This window comes from Trinickia sp., from assembly GCF_051961175.1.
Classification (GTDB): domain Bacteria; phylum Pseudomonadota; class Gammaproteobacteria; order Burkholderiales; family Burkholderiaceae; genus Trinickia.
Genome location: NZ_JBQCDN010000042.1, coordinates 1 through 4,429 on the forward strand (window position 1 = coordinate 1; position 4,429 = coordinate 4,429).

The window sequence follows — 4,429 nt, forward strand, 5'->3', positions numbered from 1 at the left end:
CGCACGCTCTCGATGCCGGTGCTCATTTTGCCCGCTGTGCAGGTCAACATTCGGGCCGGCGATATGCCGCCGCCCGAATCGAACGGCATTCGTTATCTCAAGATTCCGCTGAACGCGCTTTGATCGAGGCGATCCGCGCAGCTCGAAATAAGCGTGCAGTGCGCTGCCGAGAACGGGGTCTGCATCAGGCTGTCCGAACGGTATTCGATGGTGTGCCGTGAACGCACCGCGCGAGCCCGGCGATCAACCGATAGATCCCGAGCCCGCATGTGAAATGTTCCAGACGAAACGAACTAGCGGTGTGCCTCGGCACACGCCGGATTAAACACCCGCTTCGCGGACGGCGGGTTGTTCGCCAGCTTGCTCGTGGGACGGCGCGGGCGGGCGACGAGTTCGCCCCCGCAATTCGGGCATTGTCCCTTCAGCACGTCGGTCGCGCAGTGCGTACAAAACGTGCATTCGAACGAGCAGATCCACGCCTCATCGGATTCGGGCGACAGATTCTTGTCGCAGCATTCGCATCCAGGTCTGAGCTCGAGCATCGATTTCTCCTTTTTTATTCTGACCTCGTAAATGGCGGGAAGACTCGCGCTACATCGGCTGCCCACCTGATGGGCGAATTCTACGGACTTCATGCGCCTCGCGGGCTCGATCGGACCATCAGTTACTGCCAAAGCGCAGGCTTTGTCGTCGGCGGCGCCGCGACACATGCTGAATCGATGCAGCGTACCGAGCACACGATCGATGGTGGGTGACGTGGTTGATGTCGTTTGCTGCCGACAACTGTTTATCGCCGCCGCGGTCGTGCCATCAGGTCTTTGCCCGCACGGTTCTCCTGACCGTCCATCCGATCGCGCAGGTGAAGAGCGCGAGACACAGCCATAGCTGGCACCACACTTCATAGATCGCGGCATCGTAGGCGTATTCACCGTCGAGACCGAAGAGCGACGCGATGAAACCAATCGGTACCCTGTCCAGTAGCGTCGACGGGAGATGGGTCATGCCGAGTTTCGTGAGCACATTGAGCACCGCTACTACAGCAAGAAGGGGCAGGACGGCGCGTTGTTTGGGCGTTGCCGATTTAACAGACAACCACGCCCAATAGCCAGCGACGACGCAAATAAAAATGAGCGCGGCGATTGTCCAGCTATCGGTTGGCGGCACGGGCAAGAGAAAAACGAATGGCGTCAGGTCGAATAGGGCGAGGAGGGCGGCCAACGCGGCGCGCACGGGCCCGATGAATAGTGTTTGCACAAGGTCGATGTTGTTGACTGCGGATTGTTGATGCGCATCGTAGCAGTTGGACAGGTGTGTGCGGCGAGCCTGAGACCGATGACTGTGAGCATGGGAGCCTATCGCACGAACGATCTCGGTCGAAGTTTGCTGTGGCGAGGAATATGTGCGGCGCTGGTGCGTTTACGTTGGATGCCTTTCCGCGTTGAAGCATTGCCGTCTTGCTGAGTTCTCCTTGCCGCTCCGGCAATCGGGACGTTCAGCCTATGTAGGAGGTGCAACATGAAAGCTTCGCGTCAGTTGTCCGCCGCCGAATGCCCCGCTCGGGTCATTCATTCGTCGAAAGCCCCCGTTCCCATCCGATTCGCACAGCGGCGTTTGCGTGTTGCACTCTGTAGTATCGGCCTCGTCGTACTCTCGCTCGGAACCGCGATCGCACATGAAGAGCCGATCCTCCCACCGACGTCCACGTCCGGTTCGACCGTTCCAACCAACGGCGACGTCAATCCATATGGTATTGCGTTCGTGCCGAAAGGCGTGCCATCGTCGAGCGCACTGAAGCCGGGCGACGTCGTAGTGTCGAACTTCAACGCGGCCTCCAACCAGCAAGGCACGGGGACGACCATCGTCAAGCTCGTCACCGACGGCGCACCCGTCACGTTCTTCCAGGGGCGGAATCTGGGCCTCACCACCGCACTGGCGGTATTGAAGAGCGGGTTTGTGCTGGTCGGCAATCTTCCCACGACGACAGGCGGCGCCATTGCCTCAGCCGGCTCGCTCTTGGTGATCAACCCGCAGGGCGGGCTCTTGACTGAACTGAAGGATCCCACGCTGCTGGACGGCCCGTGGGACATGACGGTTGCCGTTGATAAGCCGTCACAGGTCACGGCGTTCGTATCGAACGTATTAAATGGAACGGTGGCCAGGATCGATATCAACATCAGCATGAGCGGCGCGACCCTGCTGAAGAGCTCGCGCATCATCGCGTCCGGCTACGCACACCGGCCTGATCCCGCGGCACTCGTGGTCGGCCCGACGGGTCTCGCTTATGACGCGGCCCACGATCTTCTTTATGTCGCATCGACCAATGACAATGCGGTATTCGCCGTGCCGCGCGCGGCAACGCGCATGCGCAACGACGGCCCTGGGCGGGTTGTTTATCAAGACAACGAACATCTTCACGGGCCGCTGGCGCTGGCTCTCGCGCCGAACGGCGATCTGGTGACGGCAAATGGCGATGCCGTGAATCCCAATCCGAAAAAATCGAGCGAAATCGTCGAATTCACGCCAGAAGGGCGGTTCGTCGCACAGATGCAAGTCGATCCGACGGCTGGGGCTGCGTTCGGCTTGGCCTTCGGACACAGCAGCACCGGCCAGTCACAGTTCGCAACGGTGAACGACACCACGAACACCGCGACCGTTTGGACATTGCGCCGGCGCCATGACGATGATGATCGGGAATGAAGCGTTCCACCGTTGATCGATTGCCGTTGTCTACCGTCGGGAAATAGGAGGAATAAAGTGCAGGTGCCATACGTTTTCTTTATGTCACTGGACCGTCGGGAGGCGGACATGCGATCGATGCCGAGGCTGGCAGCTGTGTTCGCGGCCGTCTACTGACCGCGGTGCCGCCTGTGAGCTTCGAAGCTGACGTCGTCGGGTGGCTCCCTCAGTTGCGCAGGTATGCGCGCGCGTTGACGGGGGACCCGGCTTGGGCGGACGACTTGGTGCAGGACACGGCCGAGCGTGCGCTCACGCGCGCGCGCAGTTTCCGCCCGGATAGCAACCTGCGCGCGTGGCTCCTGACGATCCTGCGCCATCTCTATGTCGATCAATTGCGGGCGCGCCGCGAAATCGCCATCGACGACGAGCATGGCCCGTGGCAAACACTCGAAGCGCCGAGTGGGCAAGTCGATTCGCTGATGCTGCGGGATGTGCAGCGCATGCTTTATCGCTTGCCGTTCGAACAGCGGGAGGTCCTGTTGCTCGTGTGCGTCGAGGAGTTGAGTTACCAGGAAATGGCGTCGGTGCTCGGTGTGCCCACCGGTACCGTGATGTCGCGGCTGGCGCGTGCACGAGAGCATATGCGGCGGCTGCTCGAGGAGGGTTCGGCGCGTCATGCGGCCTCGTTAAAAGCGGTGAGAAATACATGATGAGTGACGATCGCGACCATACACCAACGGGGGACTACGGCGAGCCCGAGTTCGACACGCTTTCTGCGTTCGTCGATGGGGAGTTGCCGGAAGCGGAGCGGCGAGCCGTTGCAGAGCGGCTCGCCGCCGATCCGCAGGCGGCAGGCCTCGTGACGCACTATCGTGCGCAGCGCGCGGCCTTGCGTGCGCTGTTCGCGGATCCCGTCGCGCAAACGAACGGCCCGTGTATCGTGCTGCGTATCCGTCCGCCATGGTGGCGCCAAGCCGCGTTGGCGATCGGCTCGCTCGCGGCGGGCGTTGCACTCGTGTGGCTTGCCGGCTTGCTTCCGGCGTATCTTTGGCTGCGGCAACCGGAGACCGCGTTCGCACAGCAAGCGAGCCTCGCCTATGCGGTCTACGCCCCCGATTCGCAGCACGCGGTGGAGATGGCCGCCCAAAGCGAGGGTGCGCTCGTCAAATGGCTCTCGAAGCGTCTGAATCGCGCCCTCACCGTGCCTTCCCTCGGGGAGTACGGCTATTCGTTCCTGGGAGGGCGGCTGCTGCCGGGCGCCGCCGGCCCGGCCGCGCAGTTCATGTATGAAAACCGCAGTGGCGAACGACTCGCGTTGTATGTGAGCGCGGCCGTGGATCACGAGGCGCCCATCCGGGTCCTGCGCGAGGGTGACCGCCGCACGTTCTATTGGGTGAACGATCAGACGGCTTATGCGCTGTCGGGAGACGTTGCGGATGGCCGCTTGCGCGAGATTGCGGTCGATATCTGCGGCGATCTGGGCGGACACCCCGAGCAGTGGCGATAGAGGTGCATGCGGCGGGAAGTGCAGCGACAAACGAGACGGCAATGCGTGTTTTCGGCACCTGGGGAAAGAGAATAGGCGCATTGGCGTGCGCGGCCTGCGTGGCGGCCGGCGGGGCTGCTGCGAGCGTCAGTTCCCCCGGCGCCGCTCCGTCCGGGCTATATCGACTCGACCCGGTCCGCTCGGGCGTGACGCTCGACGTCGCGTATTTTTTGCACGCTCGCCTCACGATGCGCGTTGGCCGCATGC

The 4,429-nt window shown here is 62.2% G+C and carries 5 protein-coding genes and 2 pseudogenes; 5 read left to right on the forward strand and 2 right to left on the reverse strand.

Features of this window, described 5'->3' with window-relative positions; translation table 11 throughout:
* Positions 1-123, forward strand: a pseudogene (locus ACTHL0_RS02460) (MBL fold metallo-hydrolase); the annotation flags it as partial.
* A gap of 170 nt (positions 124-293) precedes the next feature.
* Here the strand turns inward: ACTHL0_RS02460 and ACTHL0_RS02465 are convergent.
* Together ACTHL0_RS02465 and ACTHL0_RS02470 are read right to left on the reverse strand one after the other, a co-directional pair.
* The gene (locus ACTHL0_RS02465; protein ID WP_440564999.1) at positions 294-542 is read right to left on the reverse strand and encodes a DUF1272 domain-containing protein; all 249 of its coding nucleotides are present in this window, start codon (positions 540-542) and stop codon (positions 294-296) included.
* 268 nt (positions 543-810) lie between these two features.
* Positions 811-1,254 (reverse strand): hypothetical protein, encoded by a 444-nt coding sequence (locus ACTHL0_RS02470; protein ID WP_440565000.1) that lies wholly within the window; start codon positions 1,252-1,254, stop codon positions 811-813.
* A gap of 261 nt (positions 1,255-1,515) precedes the next feature.
* On the opposite strand from ACTHL0_RS02470, the gene ACTHL0_RS02475 reads away from it, so the two are divergent.
* From ACTHL0_RS02475 to ACTHL0_RS02490, 4 genes and pseudogenes are all read left to right on the forward strand, one after another.
* Positions 1,516-2,697, forward strand: coding sequence for a hypothetical protein (locus ACTHL0_RS02475; RefSeq protein WP_440565001.1), 1,182 nt, complete (start codon positions 1,516-1,518; stop codon positions 2,695-2,697).
* A 170-nt stretch (positions 2,698-2,867) separates the two neighbouring features.
* Complete coding sequence (locus tag ACTHL0_RS02480) at positions 2,868-3,386, forward strand: sigma-70 family RNA polymerase sigma factor (protein ID WP_440565002.1); 519 nt, start codon at positions 2,868-2,870, stop codon at positions 3,384-3,386.
* Positions 3,386-4,183 (forward strand): anti-sigma factor, encoded by a 798-nt coding sequence (locus tag ACTHL0_RS02485; protein WP_440565003.1) that lies wholly within the window; start codon positions 3,386-3,388, stop codon positions 4,181-4,183. The genes ACTHL0_RS02480 and ACTHL0_RS02485 overlap by 1 nt, the downstream gene beginning before the upstream one ends.
* 41 nt (positions 4,184-4,224) lie before the next feature.
* A pseudogene (locus ACTHL0_RS02490) lies at positions 4,225-4,429 on the forward strand (YceI family protein); the annotation flags it as partial.

What these genes read in the sequence shown, in the direction of transcription:
- ACTHL0_RS02475 (WP_440565001.1), top strand. Translation starts at nt 1,516, where the DNA reads ATGAAAGCTTCGCGTCAGTTGTCCGCCGCCGAATGCCCCGCTCGGGTC.
- ACTHL0_RS02485 (WP_440565003.1), top strand. Translation starts at nt 3,386, where the DNA reads ATGAGTGACGATCGCGACCATACACCAACGGGGGACTACGGCGAGCCC.
- ACTHL0_RS02465 (WP_440564999.1), bottom strand. Translation starts at nt 542, where the DNA reads ATGCTCGAGCTCAGACCTGGATGCGAATGCTGCGACAAGAATCTGTCG.